Annotated in this window: 17 protein-coding genes; all 17 read right to left on the bottom strand. The window is 36.9% G+C overall.

The genetic code is table 11. The features are described 5' to 3' along the window. Positions 1-20: 20 nt before the first annotated feature. Positions 21-1370: an ABC transporter substrate-binding protein gene (locus U8521_RS04635; protein ID WP_334351999.1), complete on the bottom strand. Its 1350-nt coding sequence runs from the start codon at positions 1368-1370 to the stop codon at positions 21-23. 19 nt (positions 1371-1389) lie between these two features. Beyond that, a complete protein-coding gene (locus U8521_RS04630) occupies positions 1390-2745 on the bottom strand; it encodes an ABC transporter substrate-binding protein (protein ID WP_334332054.1) in 1356 nt (451 codons plus the stop codon). Beyond that, positions 2745-3575 (bottom strand): carbohydrate ABC transporter permease, encoded by an 831-nt coding sequence (locus U8521_RS04625; RefSeq protein ID WP_334332053.1) that lies wholly within the window; start codon positions 3573-3575, stop codon positions 2745-2747. Before U8521_RS04625 ends, U8521_RS04630 begins: the two co-directional genes overlap by 1 nt. Further along, positions 3575-4516 (bottom strand): carbohydrate ABC transporter permease, encoded by a 942-nt coding sequence (locus U8521_RS04620; protein WP_135374395.1) that lies wholly within the window; start codon positions 4514-4516, stop codon positions 3575-3577. Before U8521_RS04620 ends, U8521_RS04625 begins: the two co-directional genes overlap by 1 nt. Next, entirely contained in the window at positions 4509-5597 is a 1089-nt protein-coding gene (locus U8521_RS04615) for an ABC transporter ATP-binding protein (RefSeq protein ID WP_334332052.1), read from the bottom strand. Before U8521_RS04615 ends, U8521_RS04620 begins: the two co-directional genes overlap by 8 nt. Before the next feature lie 147 nt (positions 5598-5744). Further along, positions 5745-6155 (bottom strand): cupin domain-containing protein, encoded by a 411-nt coding sequence (locus tag U8521_RS04610; protein ID WP_334332051.1) that lies wholly within the window; start codon positions 6153-6155, stop codon positions 5745-5747. Between the two features lie 2 nt (positions 6156-6157). After that, entirely contained in the window at positions 6158-6481 is a 324-nt protein-coding gene (locus U8521_RS04605) for a carboxymuconolactone decarboxylase family protein (protein WP_135374389.1), read from the bottom strand. Positions 6482-7074: 593 nt separating this feature from the next. Further along, positions 7075-7527 (bottom strand): MerR family transcriptional regulator, encoded by a 453-nt coding sequence (locus U8521_RS04600; RefSeq protein WP_334332050.1) that lies wholly within the window; start codon positions 7525-7527, stop codon positions 7075-7077. Positions 7528-7570: 43 nt separating this feature from the next. Then, positions 7571-8281 (bottom strand): SDR family oxidoreductase, encoded by a 711-nt coding sequence (locus tag U8521_RS04595; RefSeq protein ID WP_334332390.1) that lies wholly within the window; start codon positions 8279-8281, stop codon positions 7571-7573. Positions 8282-8289: 8 nt separating this feature from the next. Further along, positions 8290-10812, bottom strand: coding sequence for an ABC transporter permease (locus U8521_RS04590; RefSeq protein WP_334351998.1), 2523 nt, complete (start codon positions 10810-10812; stop codon positions 8290-8292). After that, positions 10812-11513 (bottom strand): ABC transporter ATP-binding protein, encoded by a 702-nt coding sequence (locus U8521_RS04585; RefSeq protein WP_334332048.1) that lies wholly within the window; start codon positions 11511-11513, stop codon positions 10812-10814. The genes U8521_RS04590 and U8521_RS04585 overlap by 1 nt, the downstream gene beginning before the upstream one ends. Positions 11514-11589: 76 nt before the next feature. Next, entirely contained in the window at positions 11590-12351 is a 762-nt protein-coding gene (locus U8521_RS04580; protein ID WP_334351997.1) for a CPBP family intramembrane glutamic endopeptidase, read from the bottom strand. 339 nt (positions 12352-12690) lie between these two features. After that, positions 12691-14643, bottom strand: a complete 1953-nt coding sequence (locus U8521_RS04575; RefSeq protein WP_334351996.1) for a M13 family metallopeptidase — start codon at positions 14641-14643, stop codon at positions 12691-12693. 515 nt (positions 14644-15158) lie between these two features. Beyond that, positions 15159-17099, bottom strand: a complete 1941-nt coding sequence (locus U8521_RS04570; protein WP_334351995.1) for a M13 family metallopeptidase — start codon at positions 17097-17099, stop codon at positions 15159-15161. Between the two features lie 489 nt (positions 17100-17588). Continuing rightward, entirely contained in the window at positions 17589-19526 is a 1938-nt protein-coding gene (locus U8521_RS04565) for a M13 family metallopeptidase (RefSeq protein ID WP_334351994.1), read from the bottom strand. A 149-nt stretch (positions 19527-19675) separates the two neighbouring features. Next, positions 19676-20140 carry a universal stress protein gene (locus U8521_RS04560; RefSeq protein ID WP_334332043.1) on the bottom strand — a complete coding sequence of 155 codons (465 nt, stop codon included), beginning with the start codon at positions 20138-20140 and terminating at the stop codon, positions 19676-19678. Positions 20141-20158: 18 nt separating this feature from the next. Then, entirely contained in the window at positions 20159-21379 is a 1221-nt protein-coding gene (locus U8521_RS04555) for a carboxylate--amine ligase (protein ID WP_334332042.1), read from the bottom strand. Positions 21380-21606 lie beyond the last annotated feature (227 nt).

Here is a 21606-nt window from a genome sequence, read left to right as displayed (position 1 = left end):
AATTCTAAGTAGCCATTTTTTTATTTATAGCCGTTGGCCCGATTTTGGTTATAGACAATCTCGTTGATTGCATCTTCATTTTGTTGAAGTGTCTTTTCGATATCGCCACCACGATAGATTTTCTCCATCGCATTTTCTTCGAGTTTACGAATACTTTGCATTCCTTCTAGTAGAATTCCTGAATTGCCGTAATTAGGAACCGTGTTCTGTAACTGTTGACTAGGAATCTTGCCTTCTGGATGTTTTGCGTAAAATTGTTGCAGAATTTTGGTATCTTTCGAATCTTTATTCAAGGCCATATATCCTGTCGACTTTTGCCATTGAGCTTGAACTTCTGGCCGAACAGTATATTTGATGAATTCATAAGCACCTTGTTGAATCTCTTTTGATTTATCATTTGAGATCCAAAGAGCTGCTCCACCAATGGAAACCCCATTAGCTTTCTTACCGTCAGCATGTGGGAAGTAAGTAACTCCCAATTTATTTTTATTCTTCTTATTCAATTGACTCATACTTGCAGATGATTGGACATACATCCCAACTTTATTAGTCAAGAAACCAGAGGTCTGGTTAGTACTTGCCATTGAACCGGCTCCATAATCCATGAAATCACCATTTTTGATGTTTTCACGAATCCATTTGAAGAATTCAATTGCTTCCGGATTATTAATGCTTACTTTAGTAGGATTACCAGTATGTCCATCATTTTGATTAGTAAACATTCCACCATTGTTAGCAATGGCCTCTTCTAACAACCATCCATAGATTTGGACAGTCATTCCCTTAACCTGATGATTCGACTTTTCATAGAGTTCTTTAGCAATCTTGGTAATTTCACTATAGGTCGGAGAAACAGATGGTGGTGTGATACCATATTTTTCCAATAGTGTAGCGTTGTAGTAAAGAACAGGTTGAGAAGTATTAAAAGGCATGGCTTGTTGCTTACCACCCTGTGCATGGAAGGCTCGAGCAACTGGTGAAATTTTACTTAAATCATAGTTGTCGGCATCGACAAACTTTTGAATCGGAGTAGTGAATCCACTGTGTAAAACCTGTGCCGTGGAAACATTAGATGATTGGAATACTGCTGGAGAAGTATTTGTCCCATGAGTTTGAAAAATCTTTTGAATCGCTGTGTCATATGACCCCTGATATTTAGGTATTACTTGATACTTAGTCTGTGATTTGTTGAAATCATTGACTAACTTCAACAAAGTTTTTTCAGCTGGGCCACCCATTTCATGCCAGAAAACTACTGGAATCCGGTTGTTAGCACTAGTTTGAGCTGAAATATTATTTCCAAAGACCCCGAGAAAAATTACCCCAATGACCAAGATCAGTGAAAGAATCATTTTCTTATATTTAGTCATCTTGCCCTCTTAAATCAAATTAATGATAGCCATTAGCTCGGTTAGTTGTTGTCAAATTATCATCGATCTTCTTGTCAGCATCCTTTAAAGCTTTGATAATATCGCCACCGTTATAGATACTTTCCATCGCAAATTGTTCGATTTGACGAGTCTTTTGCATACCTTCCATCAAAATACCAGAATTAAAGTTGTTAGGAACGGCTTCTTGCAATTGTTGACTTGGTACTCGTGCCTCTGGATGCTTCTTATAAAGGTCTTTTAAAATCTTTGTTTGTTGAGAATCTTTGTTCAATGCTAAATAACCTGTATCCTTTTGCCATTGAGCTTGAACTTCTGGTTTTAATGAATACTTGATGAATTCAAAGGCACCTTGTTGAACATCCTTAGGTTTATCATTGGAAATCCAAAGTGCAGCACCACCGATAGCAACACCATTAGCTTTTTGTCCATCGGGATGTGGGAAGTAAGTAATTCCTAACTTGTTTTTGTTCTTCTTATTAAGTTGACTCATACTTGCTGATGACTGCATGTAGATACCCAACTTACCATTTAAGAAACTAGTAGTTTGGTTAGTTCCGGCCATGGCACCTGAACCATAACTAATAAAGTCACCGTTCTTTTGGTTTTCACGGATCCATTCGAAGAATTCTTTTGCTGCTTTGTTGTTAATTGTTGCTTTAGTAGGAATACCAGTGTGTCCATCGTTGTTGTTAGTCAAACTAACTCCAGCATTAGCCATTGCTTGTTCGAGTAACCAACCGTAAATTTGAACTGTCATACCTTTAACTTGATGGTTAGACTTTTCATAAATTTCTTTAGCAACACGAGTGATATCACTGTATGTTGGTGAAACTGGTGGTGGTGTAATGCCATACTTCTCTAATAAACTGGCGTTGTAATAAAGCACCGTTTGTGAAGTATTGAATGGCATAGCTTGTTGCTTACCTTTATCTGAGTAGAAAGATCTAGCAACTGGTGAGATTTTACTTACATCAAAATTATCAGCATCAATGAATTTTTGAACTGGTACGGTAAATTTACTGTGCATCATTTGGGCAGCAGAGATATCAAATGCTTGGAAAACTGCTGGTGATGTACTTGTACCATGTGTTTGAAGAATTTTTTGGATTGCAGCATCGTATGAACCTTGATACTTAGGAACAACTCGATACTTAGTTTGTGATTTATTAAAACCATCAACGACTTTCATCAACGACTTTTCAGCTGGTCCGCCCATTTCGTGCCAGAAAACGACTTCGGTACGATTATCTTTGGCAGCAGCTGTTTTAGTGGAAAAAGCTTTACCAGTAAAAACAACAACTAAAATTGCTAATAAAATAATCAAAGGCAGAGCAAATTTTTTATACTTCGACATTATTTAACCGCCCCTTCATTCAATCCAGATTTAAAGTAATGTTGACCGATGAACAAGACAAGAATTGTTGGGATAACAATAATCGCGGCACTAGCCTGGATCATTCCCCAGTTGTTGAATGTTTCTTCGGATTGCAATTGCTTCAAACCATTTTGAATCACACGTGATTCGTTACTGAAAGTAACTAAGATTGGCCATAGATATGAATTCCAAGCTCCTAAGAAACTGTAAGCTCCTAAAGTGATTAAACTGATACGGTTATAAGGTAAAATAACTTTCCAGAAAATTTGGAAATGATTCAAACCTTCAATATCAGCAGCTTCCTTTAATTCTTTTGGAGTTTGTAAGAAAGCTTGACGCAACATGAAAGTACCAAAAGCTGATGTCAAAGCTGGAACGACCATTGCTGAATAGTGATCCAACAAACCTAATGCTTTAACTGTTTGGAAGTTAGGAATAATAGCAGCTTCCCCAGGTAGCATCATTGTTATCATAAATAGTGCAAAGAAGAATTTCTTATATTTGAAATCTAGGAAAACAAACGCATAAGCACTCATTGAACAGAACAATAAGTGAGCCAACATGATCAAAGTAGAAACGACTACGGTATTGCCTAAATATCTTAAAATTGGCGTCTTAGTAAAAGCATCCAGATAGTTAGTTAGAGAAATGTTAGTGCTGAAATAATTACCTTTTAAAATATCAGCTGTAGGTAGAAAACTTGTCCAAATCCCAATAAAGAAGGGAATTAAAATAACAACAGCTAGTACAATCAAAAGAATATAGCTAAGGAGGTTCTTTAATATCTTGCGTTCATCAATATTAATCATTAGTAGTTAACCTTCTTTTCTAGGAATTTAAATTGTAAGTAAGTAAAGAAGGCAATGATAATTGTTAAAATGATTGCTTCTGCACTTGATTTAGCATAGTTTCCGCCAAAGAAAGCGTCGTTATAAATACGGTAAACTAGCATGTTAGTGGCGTTAGTTGGTCCACCTTTTGTAATAAGATCGATCAAACCAAAACTCTTGAACGAACCAATAATTGTAATCGTAGAAATGAAGAAAAGAGTTGGAGAAATCATTGGTAAAGTGATGTGGAAGAATTGGTAATGCTTAGAAACACCTTCAACGTCGGCTGCTTCGTAAAGTGTTGTTGGAACTGATTCGATAGCACCTAAGAAAACTAAGAAGACAAAACCTAAATGCATCCAAACTGTTGTGATGATGATTGCCCACATGGCCATAGTTGGATTTGATAACCAGTTGACAGTTGGCAAGTGAAGTAATTTTGTTAATAAAGTGAAGAATCCAGCAGATGGATTGAAAATAAATAGCCAAAAAATAGCGGCAACAGAAACTGAAACACCCATAGTAACTGAGTAAAGCGTTCTAAAAATAGCGATTCCTGGTAATTTTTGACTTGCCAAGTTAGCTAGTAACAAGCCCATAGCGATGGTGAAAAAAGTTACCCCAACGACATAAACTAGTGTCACCCACATACTTGAAACAAAATCTGGCGAAGTTACTAATTTTACATAATTTTCTAAACCAACAAAAAGTGTAGTATTTCCGAATGTATTCGTTAAAAACATACTGATATAAAGAGTTCTAAACATTGGATAAAAAGTGAATAATCCTAGTAAGAACAATGATGGACCGGCAAAAATTGAAGCATAATATTTATCGTTAGCAGTTAAACGAAATTTTGTTTTGTTCTTTGCTTCAACTTTCTTTTCAGGTACAACGTTAGTTGTCGAAGTTTTAAGCATTGACTAGTCCTCCCTTATTTTCAGTGATGTTGACGCCATCTTGACTGAACAATAAGACATTTCCTGTAGAAGTGATTTTAACTGTTTCAAACATATCAAACTCAGTATCACTAGGAACAATGGCAGATACCATTACACCGTTGTTAAATTTAGCGTGAACGATTTTTTCATCCCCAAGAAATTCCACATTTTGTACGGTGGCATTTGATTGTAGTTCTTCAGCCTTTTCAACAATCATTTCGTTAGGACGGATGCCAACTTTTAATTCATTTTCTGTAACTGCTTGATCCAAATCTAATTGATAATCATTGTTGACCTTGATTGAGTGAGCACCCACTTTTGAAGCATACATGATGTTGATAGGTGGAACCCCGAAGAAACTAGCAACGAATTCATTAGCTGGATTCTTGTAAATTTCTGTTGGTGTACCGATTTGTTGAACCTTAGAATCATGTAAAACCATGATGTGGTCAGCCATTGTCATCGCCTCAACTTGATCATGGGTAACGTAGATCAAAGTGATACCTAATTTTCTTTGCAGAGCATAAATTTCTTGACGCATCTTGATTCTTAGTTGGGCATCTAAGTTTGAAAGTGGTTCATCCATCAAACAAATCTTAGCGTCACTAGCAACTGCACGAGCTAAAGCCACACGTTGTCTTTGACCACCGGATAATTCACGAGGTTTTCTATCCTTTAAATCTTCCAAGTTAACCATCTTCAAAGCGTTGTTAACACGTTCTGCAACTTCTGCTTGATCATGTTTTCTAGCTTTCAAACCAAAAGCAACATTATCCCAAACACTCAAAAATGGGAAGAGAGCATAACTTTGGAAAACCATTGTTAAATTACGATCCTTAGGTGGCAAGTTATTAACGACTTTGCCGTCAATTGCGATTTCTCCACTAGTGATCTCTGTCAAACCAGCAATCATTCTCAAAAGTGTACTTTTACCGCAACCAGATGGTCCGACGATGACAAAGAATTCACCTGTTTCGATTTCAGCAGAAACGTTGCTTAAAACCGTCTTTCCTTGGTTGTTGTCATATTGCTTACAAACATTTGTTATTAATGTAGACATATTTATCCCTCCGTATAAGTCATGACTACATTATGAGAAATTGTTGTATATATATAATCTATTTAATGTAAATAATGCGTAAAAAAAAGAGACTGTTTTCAGCCTCTTTTTCAATAAAATTTACAAACTTCATCAAAAGTTTACATTTTATAAGTTGTTATATTCTTCGTCAGTAACCTTCTCAAGCCACTCGGAATTTCCTTTAGTGATGGCAATATGGCTAAACCAACTATCTTTAGTTGCTCCGTGCCAATGCTTTACGCCTTCCTTGATAACAACAACATCGCCTTGTTTCAACAATTGAGCGGGTTTGCCCCATTCTTGATACCAGCCTTCGCCACCAGTTACCAAAAGAATTTGGAAACCGTTGTGATGAATGTGCCAATCGTTGCGACAACCTGGTTCAAAAGTTACATTGCTGGCACCAAAATCAATGTTGTCTTCAGGCTTTACCAAGCTCTTCAAATAACTTTGTCCAATAAAATATTGGGCGTAGTCAACATTCTTATCACCGATGGGGAAAACTCCGCCGTTCTTTAATTCTTCATTCTTAGCCATAATTAATCTTCCTTCCAAATTTCTTTAGCACGATTGAATGCGCTCCAGGCCTTAGGCCAACCAGCATAAAATCCTAATTGGGTAATTTCTGCTACAATTTCTTGTTTAGTAATACCGTTTTTCTTACCAATTTTTAAGTGTGCTTCTAATTGTTCTGTATTTCCTGCTGAAATGATGCTTGCAATAGTGATCATTGAACGGTCATGAGCTGAGAGTTCATTTTCTTTGCTCCAAACTTCTCCAAACAATACATCATCATTTAATGCTGCAAATTGGGGAGCAAATTCTCCTAAAGCTTTACGTCCAGCTGTTTGTTTTTCTGCCATAATTAATTCCTCCTTGATTCAAGTTGATAATTATATTAAACAACTTAAAGTTAACTTTAAGTCAAGGGAAGAGTTTGTTTTTTTTAGTTAAGTATGTCGCCCTCCACAAAAAACTCAATTGGGGCTGGAACGATGTGGGCGCGACTTGAAGCTTTTTTCAAAACCGGAAAAAATCTTCAAGCTCGGCCTTATAGTAAGCGCTAAAGCGCTAACTATAATTTCACATCTGAGCCCAATTGAATTTTTTGCTCCGGGCTGAATAGTGATTCTATGTTTTATTTGCTTTCCATTCATTTAGGAATATCATTCCTATTCGTATATAGTGCCTGATATTTTTATAGTTGAATTGCTCCCCACTCAATATAAAAAAGAAGACATTACTAATTTGCTGCTTCAGCCTCATACATCTTTAGTAATGTCTTCTATTATTTTTTACAAAATGTTACTAACTAAAATTCAAATGATCATAACGTATCCAAACTATAAATCAGTTCACCACTTAATCCAAACAGATATAATATCCTACTCAGAATTCACCAAAATACTGCATAGATTTGAACTCCAGAGCTGTTGTGGAGGACGGCATCCGACCTCTATCTATCTTCCAAATAAGCATGATTCAAGTTCTGCAAATACTCTGAAAAGCTTTCGCTATCTTCAATATGTCCGCCCTCTTTGCCCTTGTACCAATCCAATTTATCATTAAGTATCGTCCAGCCATCTTGCAGGCGTTGATACTCAACTTCAAAATTGCGACGAACTTCTTCTAATAACTCGACTCGTTGATTGATTGTGGAATCTCCTTGAGCTCGGAGATGAACGTAACGTTTCAATTGCTCGATCGACATCCCACAGCTCTTGAGATGTAACAAAAAATTGACCCAGCGCACATCTTGATCTGTATAGTAGCGAATTCCACTGTCATTTCGATGTGGCTTAATTAAGCCTTCTTTTTCGTAATAACGCAATGTTGGACTGTTAAGTCCCACCATTTCAGCGAAATCACTGATTCGATATTTATTTTCTGCTATTTCATTTACTGGCATTATTTCACCTTCTGCTTAAAGTTGACTTTAACTATAACATTTTTTACAAATCAACTCCACCGTCAACTCTTAAAATTTGTCCAGTGATAAAATCATTCTCCATCAAGTAAATATAAGCTGAAGCTACTTCTTCAATTGTTGCCACTCGTTTCAAAGGTACATTTTCGGCAAATTTGTTCTCTTGTTTAGTTAACTCTTTAGAATTTAGCTTGCGCCATAACCCGGTTGGTGTCCATGTTGGTGAAACGGCGTTAACACGAAAATCAGGTGCCATCTCAACTGCTAAGCCTTCCACCATCGTGTTGATAGCTTGGTTACCAATAATTGCTCCGGATGCATCGTATGAGTGACCACCAGATCCGGAAGTTAACAGGATCGAACCATTTTTATTCAAATACTTATGAGCGATTTGAACTAACTGCAAATTAGCAAAGAACTTGGCATCAATTGCTTCACGAATTTCCTCGACTGAACTGTCCAAAAAGCCACCACTCATAGCACCACCGAGCATTGAAACTATGTGATCAAAGGAACCATATTTTTCAAAGAATCGTTTCAATTGATGAACATTTTGAGCATCTAATGAACTCCCTTGAATATTTTCTTCATAACGTAATTGATTTACTCGTTCTTGATCACGGCCGATGACGTAAACATCCGCATCTTTGTGTTGGGCCATGATAGCAACTTCTTTTCCAAATCCAGAAGTTCCACCAATGACCAAGACCTTATCATTTTCTAAAGACATAGTAATACCCTCAATCATTCATTAGATTTCAACGCACCAATCATATCGATGTGCTGTAATTTCTTGTGTGTAACTAGCATAACAATTGCTGTGAAAATTATCATCAATAAAGTTGCAACCACATAGCCTGTCAAATGAATCGTCAATGGGAAAATAACTTGTTCTGTCGCGGCTTGATTCAAAATATAGGCCGTCAACAAGTTACCGATTCCATATCCAATAATAATACCGACAATCGTTAAAATTATATTTTCTCGAACCACATACATCGTGACCTCATTGTTGTAAAAACCTAAGACCTTGATCGTCGAAAGTTCTCTGATACGTTCAGAAACATTGATATTTGTCAGGTTATAGAGCACGACAAACGACAAAATTCCTGATAGCAAAATTAGAATCAAGATAATTGGTCGCAACAGTGACGACATCTTGGATACCGTGTTGAAGACATCATGCGTAAAACTCGTCCCCATCACTTGCTTAGAATCGAGCAGTTTGTTAGCTAGTTTCTTTCTTTGAGAACTCGTTTGTTTGTGCAAGCCAAGTAGTAAAGTATTTGATTTGAAATCACCTATCTTGTCTCGATAAACTTGCGGACTCAGATAAAGAAAGTGCCCGATATAATTTTTTGTGATAGCACCAACAGTTAGCGTGACAGTTTTTCCTGAAGTTAAATCAACTTTAATTTTGTCCCCTGCTTGAACGTTTAGAAGTTTAGCAGTTTTCGTTGTCAATACAACTTCTTTAGCTTTTAAATCAGCGGTTAAATGGACATACTTCTTAAAATCATTAATTGATTTTGGTGTGTAAACATTCACGTCATTGACTTGTTTACTACCGGCCTTCAATTTAGCTGTGGCGGAATTAATCCGAGTATTATCCTTGTATGTTTTATCAGCATTTAAAATAGTATCAACTTTTTGATAATTGGCACCGTCGTCCATTTTAACAACAGCTTGATAACTGAAAATATCTTTATATTGATCATTCCCACTAGCTGTAATTGAGTTTTGAATCCCAAAGCCAGTTAAAATCAAGGCTGTACCACCGGCAATCCCGATAATAGTCATAAACATTCGTGACTTGAAGCGGAATAAGTTTCGGTAACTAACTTTACGATTGAAACTCAAATGATTCCAAAGTGGTTTGATTCTTTCCAAAAGAATCTTTTTAGCCGATTTAGGAGCTTTAGGCCGCATCAAAGCAGCTGGTCCTTCGGTCAATTCTTTCCGGACTACGATAATAGCCGCGCCGACTGTTGCCAACAGTGAAAAGATCAACGCAATCACAATCGTTTGCCATCTGGAAGTGATGACCCAATCTAAGGCAATGTATTGTTTGTACATCCCCAAAACGATTCTTGGCAACGTTTCAGTCCCAATAACCGCCCCTAAAATAACACCTAAAACTCCGGCTGAAAGTGCGTAATAGAAGTAATTCTTGGCAATTTCCCACTTCGTATAACCGAGTGCTTTGAAAGTTCCAATTTCACCACGAGCTTCTTCGACCATTCTCGTAATTGTGGTAAAGGTGATCAAAGCAGCAATCAAGAAGAAGAAAACTGGGAAAACATTAGCAATTGCAGCAATTCGATCAGAACTTTCACCATAAGCTGAAAATCCAGTTAAATCTTCTCTCGTCTGCCAAGTATAGGTCGTTTTAGCATTCTTTAAAATTTTCTTCTTGGCAGCATCTAATTGAGCTTGTTTTTGAGCTGCCATTGTTGGATTGACCGCTTTTAATTGGTCAAGTGCCGTTTGTTGCTGATTCAAGGTAGCTAAATAACTACTTGCTACTTCTTGAGTTCGCTTAGTGGCACGACCTTTGAATTCATTTTTGAGTAATTTAACTTTTTTATTAACAGCATTCTTATAAGATTTGCTGAAAGTATTTTTATCTTTTAAAGAATTGAAGTGAATATTCAACATCGAAGCTGTCGACATATTCATTTGTTTTTGAGGAATGTAGGCGAATAAACTGACCTGACCATCAGCAATATTCGTTACTCCACGTGATTGATTGTCAATGTATTGTGGTGAATCGACAAAACCAACGATTTTATAACTACGACTCTTCAAACCAGCACTCTTAGCGAATTTGAAAGTGTCACCAATTTTATAATCATAATTATTACGAGCATTTTTATCCAAAACAATTTCGTGATCATTTTTTGGCAAACGTCCATTACGAATAATCAACTGATTTTGTTTGGCAGCTTTATCGTAACCATACAAAGCGATAGCAACTTTTGATTTGCCACCCAGGACATATTTGAATTTCACCGTTTCTGCCTTTGCCCCAGCGACTTTTTGAGCTAATTTAATATCTTTGTTACTGAATCCCGTTGTCGAAACCACTTGTACATCCGACAGATTTTTATCGGCGACCGTCTTATTCAACGAATCGTTCAGACTAGGACCAGTAGCCTTGACCCCAACGAAAATCAGTACTCCGAGCATGATGATCAAAATAATAGCAATGAAGCGACCCTTAGCTTGATTGATACTACGCATCATATTTTTTGTTAAAGGTTTCATTACCACTCAATATCCTTTACTGGCATTGGTGATTCATTGTCTTCAATCGATTGAACCTTAGCATCATGAATCCGAATCACGCGGTCAGCCATCTTGGCCAAAGCCGAATTGTGGGTAATGACGATAACTGTTTTATCGTCTTTGTGACTGGCATCTTGAAGTAGGGTCAAAACTTGTTTACCAGTCTCATAGTCTAGGGCTCCAGTCGGTTCGTCACATAGCAACAACTTAGGATTCTTAGCCAGTGCCCGAGCAATCGCCACCCGTTGTTGTTCACCACCAGATAATTGCGAAGGAAAATTGTCGATTCGATTTTCCAAACCAACTGCCTTCAAAGTTTCAGTTGCGTCTTTAGCATCCTTAACAATCGCTGAAGCCAACTCAACATTTTCTTTAGTCGTTAAATTAGGAATCAAATTGTAAAATTGAAAAATAAAACCTACGTCATTGCGGCGATAAGTCGTCAATTCCTTCTCAGAGAACGTCGAAATATTGGTACCATCAATAATGACATCCCCCTCAGTCGGCGTGTCCATTCCACCTAAAATATTCAGAACCGTCGATTTTCCAGCCCCACTAGGACCCAGAATGACCGTCAATTTACCTTGTTCAACATCAAAGGTCAGCTTGTCATTAGCGACAATCGTCGTTTCGCCCATTTGATATTTTTTCGATTCATTCCTCACTTCGATATATGCCATTACACTCTCACCTTTCTTAATATTACTATTATAGTGGAAAGCGAATACATCTTGAAAGGTAAAAAACCGAAAAATATTATTTAGAATTTAATTTTTGGATATGTCTGGAAAAATGAAATTGCTTAACTTGCAACAGAGCAATCACGCTACAGATTAAGAAGAAAATGGCCGAAATCAGCAAGAACTCACCGACCCGATCTGGTGTCATGATGTTTTCAGCTGTCGCCATTCCGTGATGGAAAAAAGCCGGCAAATCATAAATCAAATGCATTAAAATTGCTAGTGTTAAATTATGAGTTTTGTAATAAAGAGCTGCATACAACATCCCTGAAGCCGCCGCAATAATCATTTGAGCTACCGTCAACCATTTATTCGAAGCGTTAAACATGTTGGTAATGTGAATCAAGCCAAAACCAACTGAACTGATCAATAAAATCAAAAACGGATTTTTAACAACTCTTTGAATTTGCGCCATCAACAAACCACGATAAACGTATTCTTCAGCCGTTGCGACTAAAATAATTGCAATCACTGTCAGAGCCATGTTCTTAACGACACCTAAATTAGAAAATTTGTTAAAAAATAGCATTAAAATCATTAACGGAATTAAGTTGAGTAATTGCTTAAACGGATGTTTTGTCCTGAACCAATCTACTTTTAGCTTCAGGACTTTTTGATTAAAAATTGTCGCGAAGATAATTACCAGAGTGTCCATAATAATTTGAGCATATTTGGTATCGAAACGAACTGCTTGATAGACTAGACTTTCTAACAGAATCATCAATGGAACGATTAGAATAATTACAAAAATTGATAGGATAGTTTTTTTCTTAGACATGTTTACTTCCCCCTTTTAGGATTAGATTACGATATTTTTTGGAGTTTAACTTTTTTCATCCTGAATGGGGGGATTTTTTGACTTTAAGCAAAAAAAGAAGCTGGTGTTGGTGGGCCAGCTTCTTTTTAATGGATTTGTTTTAATATTTTTTTGAAGGTTGTTTTTGGTTGTTCTGTTTGGGAATAACCTTAGTATTTAGTTTTATGGAGGTTCTTCTTTTTGTTTATAACCATGATTCTATGCAATATAGCTACGCTTCCCAAATCACCCGCAAGTTCGGCGGGTAATTCGTGAAGCTAGGCTATCTGCCCGAGTCCTAAGCGGGCCTGCTCCACGCTCTCACCATATTTCCACTCTCTTATCTTCATCCAACCACATTCCATCTCCTGGTTTAACGTCGAAGGCTTGGAAGAATTCATCTAAGTCTTGTGACATGACGTTTGCTCTCAATGGTTGTGGGGCGTGGACGTCGGTTCTTAGTAGTCTTTCATTGTACTGTGGTGTGGCTTTGAATCGCCATGATTTGGCCCAGGTTATGAAGTAGGCTTTCGGATCATAATCTTTATCCATCTTGGCTGCTTCGATGGCACAACGCATTCCGCCGACGTCGGCTATATTTTCTCCAACGACTAATTTTCCATTTACTTTGCCACCTGCAAATTCGATGCCGTTGAATTGGTCGATCATGTCTTGAGTTAATTTCTCAAATTTTGCGTAATCTTCTTTAGTCCACCAATTATTCAAATTACCGAACTCATCGAATTTCGCACCTGAATTATCAAAGGCATGGGAGATTTCGTGGGCGATGGTTGCACCGATGCCACCGAAGTTTTCACTGCTCGTTTGTTGCAAACTATAAAATGGTGCTTGCAAGATTCCGGCTGGAAAGGTGATGTCGTTTCTGGATGGGTCATAACAGGCGTTGACCATTTCTCCAGGCATCAACCAAACGCTGCGGTCAACTGGTTTCTGGAGCTTTTTCAGTTCAAATTGTCTGACCACTCGATTAAGTTGCGTGACATTTTCATAAAGAGATTTCGTCTCATCAATTTTCAGATGGTGGAATATGTCTTGAACTTTATCCGGATAGCCGACCTTAATGACGATCTTGTTCAGCTTGACAATAGCCTTTTCCTTTGTGGCTTGGCTCAACCAACTGTTGTCAGCTAGACGTTGCTTGTAAATATCGATCATACGCACGACCATCTGGTGAACGTCTTCTTTGGCCTTTTCACCAAAATATTTTTGACCATAATAAATTCCGATAACCTCGTCAAAATTGCTTTCAGCTAATTGATACGAAAATTTCACTCGACTAGGCAACTCTTTGGCACCGCTGAAGGCTAAATCATAATCACCCACTGCCAAACGGAAGTCCTCATCCAAATTGTGGCTATTAGCAACAAGATAACGGACAATCATCCAAGCTTTCATGTTTTCAAAAGTTTCATCATTAACCAAACCATCAAGACTCTTCAGGAATCTTGGTTGAACAATAATTACTTTTTCAGGAGTAGCTTCAACTTGATCGACCACCAAGCTCTTCAAATCAACATTCTTAGCTTTTCCAACAAATTCCGCAAAATCCATTGGATTATACATCTTCGTATATTCAGCCCACTCTTCAGATGTCTTAACCGCTGGAACTAAAGTCTTATCAAAAGCCAATGCTTGTTTAACAGTCTCTTGCGCTTTATCTTGTGAGTAGCCAATCATCTGCAAAAGTTTCTCACTAACTTGAGCATATTTTGCCAATAATTTCTTACCGGATTCATTGTCAGCGTCGTAATAAGAATTGTCCGGTAAAATCAAATCAACCCCATCGACATAAACTACATTGTGCTTGGTGTCTTTCATATCGGCATCGATCCAAATATTAATTGGTAAAGTAAAATCTTCTTTACCTAATTGTGCCAATTTAGCATTAAAATCAGTTAAATTTTGTAGATCCTCTAGTTTCTTTAGATCTTTCAAAATTGGTTTTTCATGAAAGATCTTTAAGAAATCAACATTCTTAGCGAGGCGGTACAATTTAATAGCTTGCAACAATTCCTGATTTGGAACTTGTTGGTCATCTTCAGCTAAGGTTTGAAAATCATTCATTAATTCTTTTTCAATTTTCAAATCCAAGTCCATTGAAGCTCCTGCACTGGATTTATCAGCTGGAACTTCAGCTTTTTCTTGCCATTTTCCGTTAACGGCTAAATATAAGTTATCTTTGTAATCAGCTGGTGCTCCAGAATCAAGGTCACCAACGCCACCTCTAATTTTTTGTATAAACAATACTTTCACCCCGCAAAATTAAGTTACTAAATACTATAGCACTAGTTCTAATAAAGTTAAAATGTTTTTAATGATAATAGTGCTGAGTTCTTTTGTTAGTCGAGAGTAGGATGCCGCCCTCCATAGCAAAGCCGATTTTGGCTGGAACGCTGTCGGCACTATTTTGAGCCTTTGCAAAGTACGCAAAGTCTCAAAACTAGGCCTTTCACTAAGCGCTAAAGCGCTAAGTGAAATTTGACGGCTGAGCCAAATCGGCTTTGCTATTCCGGTCTGAATTTCACTTCTTTTAATTATTTTCTTTCTATTCATTTAGGAAGACTCATTCTACTTATAGATAGTGCTTAATATTTTTACAGTTGAATTGCTTTCCCTAGTAAATTAGAAGTAGAAAAATAGATACCACTATTCACTGCACTAAACTGCAGATATAGTGATATCTTTTTTCTTTCTTATCAAATTATACTAATCAAAATTCACAGGAATAACTGCGGCATCAGAACTACATTAAAAAATTTAAACTTCTACTACCAAATATTTACTCGTTTATCTTCATCCAACCACATGCCATCTTTTTCTGTAACACCAAAAGCATCATAAAACTCGTCCATATTTTGAGCTTGAACATTGGCGCGTAAGATATTTGGTGCGTGAACGTCTAATGATAATAACATTTCGTCCAATTGCTTAGTTGACTTGATTCTCCAAACTCTAGCCCAGTTTAAGAAGAATTGTTTAGCACTGAAGTCGTCTTCTTCTTTGGCAGCTTCTAGAGCACAACGTAATCCACCGACATCGGCGATGTTTTCACTAACGATCAAAGTTCCGTTAACTTTTTTACCGATATATGGAATTCCTTCAAATTCATCAATCATTTTTTGAGTTAACTTCTTAAATGTTGCGTAATCGGCTTCGGTCCACCAATTATTGATATTACCAAATTCGTCGAATTGGGCTCCGTTGTTATCGAAAGCATGGGAAATTTCATGAGCGATAACGGCACCGATTCCACCAAAGTTTTGGGAACTGGTTTGTTCTAAGCTGTAAAATGGTGCTTGCAAAATTGCTGCTGGGAAGGTGATGTCATTTCTCAATGGATCATAACAAGCATTGACCATATTTCCGGGCATTAACCAAACTGTTCGATCAACTGGTTTAGTGATTTTGGCTAATTCATCGGCATATTTGATTTTTTCAATCTCTGCTAAATTGTCATAAAGTGAAACATTAGTATCAATCTTAAATTTCTTATAGATATCACGGGCTTTGTCTGGATAACCAATCTTAAGAACCATTTTCTTGAGCTTTACGACGGCTTTTTTCTTGGTATCCTCGCTCAACCAATCGTTGTGTGACAGGCGTTCTTCATAAACGGAAATCATCTTTTCAACCATTTGACGAACGTCGGCTTTAGCCTTTTGTCCAAAGTATTTTTGGCCATAATACAAGCCAACTACTTCACTGAAATAACTAGAAACTGTGTGATAAGCAAACTTGTCACGATCGAGTAATTCCTTGGTACCACGCAAAGCTAGTTGATACTCACCAGCAGTTTGACGGAATTCCTCATCTAAAGAATCAGCCTTAGCGAAGAGGAATCTGACTAGCATCCAATCTTTAACGTTTTCAAAAGTAGTTTCATTGACCAATTTATCAAAGTTTTCAAGATATCTTGGTTCAGCGTTAATTACCTTTTCCGGTGTCACACTAACTGTATCAACGACAAACTTCTTCAAATCAATTGATTGAGACTTGGTTGCAAATTCCTTAAAGTCCATTGGATTGTAAGTTTTAACGTCATCAGCCCATTCTTCAGGAGTCTTGACGATTGGCACCAAAGTCTTATCGAACGCCAAAGCATTTTTTACAATTGCTTGTGAGTCAGCCAAACTATAGCCCACCATTGCTAGTAAGTGATTGGCCACTTCCGCATATTTCTTCAATAGTGCTTTCCCAGATTCATTACCCTCTGCATAATAAGATTGATTAGGCAAAATCAAATCGGGTCCCTGCAAATAAACGACATTGTGCGCTGTATCTTTCATATCCATGTCAACACTGAGTGGCATTGGTGTGACAAACTGATTTTTTGTCAAGTCAGCCAAGCCATCACTCAACTCTTGTAGGTTTTTGATTTGAGCTAGCTTTCTGAGATCATTGATAATTGGTTTTTGGTGATACTTATGCAATTTTTCCGTATCATTAACTAATTCATAAAGTTTTACAGCTTGCTTTAATAAATCATTATCAATTTTACTTTCATCTTTGACGAATTCATGGAAATCATTGATCAAAGTTTCCTCGACACCTTTATCAAGTTCCGCAAAACCACCAGTTCTAGGACGGTCATCGGGAATCTTAGCAGTCTTTTGCCAGGCTCCATTTACAGCTAAGTATAAGTTTTCTTTAACATCTGTTTCTTCCGGAGCAAGAATACTTCCAGCTCCTCCAACAATTGTTTTGTTCAACAATTCATCCACCTCACCTAATCATTTTGGTAACCACTATACCACTAATTAGAAAACATTAAAATATTTCTAATATACAAAAGGGAGGAAGCTATGTCGCCCTCCACAAAAAACTCAATTGGGACGGCAAAAGAAATAGGATCTCACCAGATTGTTGCAATTCTAGTAAGATCCTTTTCTACTTTTAGCGAATTAAAATATTGAAACATCATAACTATTCAGACTATAAATCAGTCTTGAGTTTAAACTGAATAGAATCGTATTAATTTAAGAATTTACAGAAATAACTGCAAATATCTGAAATCCAGCTGCGTCTACAGCACTTTTTAAAAATAACCATAGTTTCTGGCTGCATAGCTAAAACGCGTTCCGCAGGGGCAACTCCCTCCGAGATAACAAAATTTCCCAAATCACCCGTAAAGTTCAACGGGCAATTCGTGAAATTACGTTATCCTCCGGGAGCTGACCGCCCCTGCTCCACGCTCTACTTTACCAAATATTTACTCGTTTATCTTTGTCTAACCACATGCCATCTTTTTCTGTAACACCAAAGGCATCATAGAATTCGTCCATATTTTGAGCTTGAACATTAGCACGTAATGGAGCTGGAGCGTGAACATCGATTGATAGGAACATTTCAGTCAATTGTTGTGTTGACTTGTTTCTCCAAACTCTGGCCCAGTTGATGAAGAAAGCTTTGACGTCGAAATCTGAATCCGACTTAGCTGCCTCTAAGGCACAACGTAAACCGCCGACATCAGCGACATTTTCACTAACTACTAGCTTTCCATTAACTTTATGACCGGCATATGGAATTCCTTCAAATTCATCGATCATCTTTTGAGTTAAGATCTTGAATTTACTGTAATCTTCTTTAGTCCACCAATTGTTCATATTTCCGTACTCATCAAATTGAGCACCGTTATTATCAAAGGCGTGGGAAATTTCATGAGCGATAACCGCACCAATTCCACCAAAGTTTTGAGAATTTGTTTGTTTCAAACTGTAGAATGGTGCTTGCAAGATAGCTGCTGGGAAGGTGATGTCATTTCTTGATGGGTCATAGCAAGCATTAACCATATGTCCTGGCATCAACCATTTCTTGCGATCAACTGGTTCGTGATATTGATCTAAGTTGTGTTGAGCAATTGTTTTTCTAATTCTTGAAACATTATCGTACAAGGAATCATTTTCATTGATTTCAAACTTGTCATAAAGTGGGTCGATCTTATCTGGATAGCCAACTTTAATAACAATTTTTTCAAGCTTAACAATGGCTTTCTTCTTAGTATCTTCGCTCAACCAAGTATTTTCTGAAAGTCGGTCTTCGTATACGGCAATCATTTTCTTAACCATGTTACGAACGTCTTCTTTAGCTTGTTCGCCAAAGTATTTTTGACCATAGTAAGTACCTACGACTTGACTGAAAATACCAGCTGCAAAGTTGTAAGCATACTTAGTTCTGTTCTTCAATTCTTTGGCACCACTGAGGGCAAGATTGTATTCACCAATAACTTGACGGAATTCTTCATCCAAAATTGAAGCATTACCAGTTAAGAATTTCACCATCATCCAAGCTTTGATATTCTCAAACGTGTCAGCGTTTACCAATTTGTTTAAATTATCCAAATATCTTGGTTCAGTGATAATAACTTTTTCCGGTGTATCATTGATTGAATCAACTACCAAACTCTTCAAATCCAAAACATCGGATTTCTTAACAAATTCATCGAAGTCCATTGGATTGTAAACTTTTGTATAGTCAGCCCATTCTTCAGAGCTCTTAACGATTGGCACAAGTGACTTGTCAAATTCCAACGCCTTTGAGACGATTTCCTTTGCTTCGTCCAACTTGTAACCGATCATTGAAAGCAAGCGACTGGCAACGTCAGCATACTTAGCGAGTAATTGCTTACCTGATTCATTATCTTCTGCATAGTAAGTTTTATCAGGCAAAATCAAACCGGCACCATTGATATAAACAACATTTTTAGCTGTATCTTTCATATCAGCATCAATGCCCAAATCAATTGGCAAACTAAAGCCGTCTTTAGACAAGGCAGCAAGGCTATCACTCAAGTCTTTCAAACTGTTTAAGTCTGTAATACGTTGCATATCTTTCAAAATTGGTTGTTGATGAAATTTACTCAAGTGTTCCACATTGTTAGCCAAACGATACAATTTAACTGCTTGTAAAAATCTCGGATCATCAACTTTTTCTTCCGCATTAGCGAATTCATGGAAATCCTTCATAAGTGTCTTTTCAACACCCTCATCCAAATCCGTGAAACCACCAGTTCTTGATTTGTCAGCTGGAATAACAGCTTTTTCTTGCCAGGCCCCATTGACTGCCAAATACAAATTATCTTTATAATCGGCGGGTTTAGCATTAATTAAATCCCCTGCACCACCGATAACTTTATTCATTAACAAATTCTTCACCGCCTATTAATTTTAAAGAATACTATAACACTAATTACTTTTTATTAGAATATTTTTCATTTTTGTCATTTGTACTTAATTTAAATTACGAAAAAAGACGCCAAAAAATTTTGGCATCTTCAATTTTTTCTATATTATCTAATAACACTGACGGAAACATTGGCATTATTAACAATTTTTGCAGCTTGTGACCCAATTGTATTGCGGTTTCTATTCTTCTTTTCGACACCAACAATAACCAAATCAGGTTGGAACTTAGGGATTACTTGTTCAGCAATTACTGTTCCGGGACCACCTTCTGTAACCATCAAGTGAACATTTTCAACGCCGTATTCTTTAGCTTTTTGTCCGTAGACTTCAAGCAGTTCTTTAATTTCTTCACGACGTTGTGTCAAAACATCTGGATCTAGAGATTGGAAAATATTCAAATCTCCTGTTTCAAGTACTGAAACAATACCCAACTCAGCTTTGTAATGTTTGGCCAAAGAACAAGCATAATTAAAGGCATTTTTTGATGATTCAAAATCATCAGAATCAACACAGATCAAAATCTTAGAATACTCAATTTTCTTAACTTTGTATTCCTTTAATTCGTCCATATAGGTAAACCCCCTCGGTTATTTAAAGTCGCGTCCTTTATTTTCTTGGAAGTATTTATCAAATCTCTTAACATAATTGTGGAACATATATGTTAAAAGCAACCAACGTCTAAAGGAGTTGTCTTTGCTGTAGAAAACAGTTGTACCAACACGGTCTTGCTTGATAAGTTCATCAGCGTACTTAGTTGCATCATTTTTAGCAGCGTACTTGTTAAAGACTTTAACCGGTACACCTAACCAAAGTTTGTGTTGCGCCTTATTCTTATTAGCGTAAACAGTTGGTTCGTTTTCTAAGCTACCTTCAATATAATCTTCAACCACATATTTGGCAAGATTATAGCCATTGAGTGTAACAAAGAAACTACTTCTACCTTGGCGCAAGTTGATTTCAAAGAACTTAAACGTGTTGTCACGCGAGTCAAATTTCATATCAAAGTTTGCATAACCAGTGAATTCGATATCTTCAAGGAATTTTTGAACTTGATCATAAACATCTTGGTTAAATTCAGGGATAATGGCAACGTAATTACCGATTGATTGTGGTGTTGGATCCTCCAAAATTGGGTGACCTAGACACATCATTTTAACGTGATGATCTTGGTCAACGTAAGCGTTCAAAACACGCATGTTGGAGTCATCCCCAGGAATAAAGTCCTGGAGAATCAAATCAGATTTATAACCATTATCATAAATCTTACCAACAATCGTCATATACTCTTCTTGAGAATGAATTATGAAAGCCTTTTTACGTCCTTCAAAATGAATATCCAACCATTCAACACTGTTAGCAGGTTTCAAGGCAACTGGAAATTCAAAAGGAACATCCAAGTCAGATTTTTCTTCATACATATCTTTAGTGATGATTTTTGTCAATGGATGTGGCAAACCATGCTCATCGGCAACGTGATAGAAACTCTCCTTGTTGTTCAATGATTTCAACAAATCATAATCAACATAAGGGCAGACGAATGTCTTTGATAACTCATCTTTATGCTTACTAATAAGTTCAGCATAACCGTCCCCACAACCAATTAAAATAACTGGTTCTTCATGGTTTTGATAAACTTTAGCAATTTCACGCATTTTTTCGATGAAAACAGGGTCTTCAGAAAATCCTGAATAAAGAGTTAAGTCTAATATTTTTGTATATCTAGTTGGTGCTAATTGAATTTCGGCATAGGCCTTTACAGTGCCACCATAAAGTTCATGGAAAGCTCGGGCCATTCCGTATACGTTCATATCACTACCCAAAAGAATGGGCGTGAATTTTTTTCCTGATTCAGTTTCGATAGGGATCAACCTCTTACTATATTAATTCTATATTTTAAAATTACACACATTTCACACAAAATTATACCATACTCAATCTAGCACAACGAGCGTGGCATTAATACTAAAATTTTGAGGTTTATTGTTTTCTTAAATTATTATTTTAATTTGTAGCTTTGCTTTTTTGATAGAAATTG

It is taken from the genome of Companilactobacillus miaonis (assembly GCF_036913615.1).
Classification (GTDB): Bacteria; Bacillota; Bacilli; order Lactobacillales; family Lactobacillaceae; genus Companilactobacillus.
This window is presented reverse-complemented; position numbering and strand designations above follow the sequence as displayed.

Bases quoted from the DNA above. Each gene is read 5' to 3' on its own strand.
- U8521_RS04615 (WP_334332052.1), bottom strand. From the start codon at position 5,597: ATGTCTACATTAATAACAAATGTTTGTAAGCAATATGACAACAACCAA.
- U8521_RS04600 (WP_334332050.1), bottom strand. From the start codon at position 7,527: ATGCCAGTAAATGAAATAGCAGAAAATAAATATCGAATCAGTGATTTC.
- U8521_RS04620 (WP_135374395.1), bottom strand. From the start codon at position 4,516: ATGCTTAAAACTTCGACAACTAACGTTGTACCTGAAAAGAAAGTTGAA.
- U8521_RS04605 (WP_135374389.1), bottom strand. From the start codon at position 6,481: ATGGCAGAAAAACAAACAGCTGGACGTAAAGCTTTAGGAGAATTTGCT.
- U8521_RS04555 (WP_334332042.1), bottom strand. From the start codon at position 21,379: ATGAACGTATACGGAATGGCCCGAGCTTTCCATGAACTTTATGGTGGC.
- U8521_RS04610 (WP_334332051.1), bottom strand. From the start codon at position 6,155: ATGGCTAAGAATGAAGAATTAAAGAACGGCGGAGTTTTCCCCATCGGT.
- U8521_RS04625 (WP_334332053.1), bottom strand. From the start codon at position 3,575: ATGATTAATATTGATGAACGCAAGATATTAAAGAACCTCCTTAGCTAT.
- U8521_RS04560 (WP_334332043.1), bottom strand. From the start codon at position 20,140: ATGGACGAATTAAAGGAATACAAAGTTAAGAAAATTGAGTATTCTAAG.
- U8521_RS04580 (WP_334351997.1), bottom strand. From the start codon at position 12,351: ATGTCTAAGAAAAAAACTATCCTATCAATTTTTGTAATTATTCTAATC.
- U8521_RS04585 (WP_334332048.1), bottom strand. From the start codon at position 11,513: ATGGCATATATCGAAGTGAGGAATGAATCGAAAAAATATCAAATGGGC.
- U8521_RS04590 (WP_334351998.1), bottom strand. From the start codon at position 10,812: ATGAAACCTTTAACAAAAAATATGATGCGTAGTATCAATCAAGCTAAG.
- U8521_RS04630 (WP_334332054.1), bottom strand. From the start codon at position 2,745: ATGTCGAAGTATAAAAAATTTGCTCTGCCTTTGATTATTTTATTAGCA.
- U8521_RS04565 (WP_334351994.1), bottom strand. From the start codon at position 19,526: ATGAATAAAGTTATCGGTGGTGCAGGGGATTTAATTAATGCTAAACCC.
- U8521_RS04635 (WP_334351999.1), bottom strand. From the start codon at position 1,370: ATGACTAAATATAAGAAAATGATTCTTTCACTGATCTTGGTCATTGGG.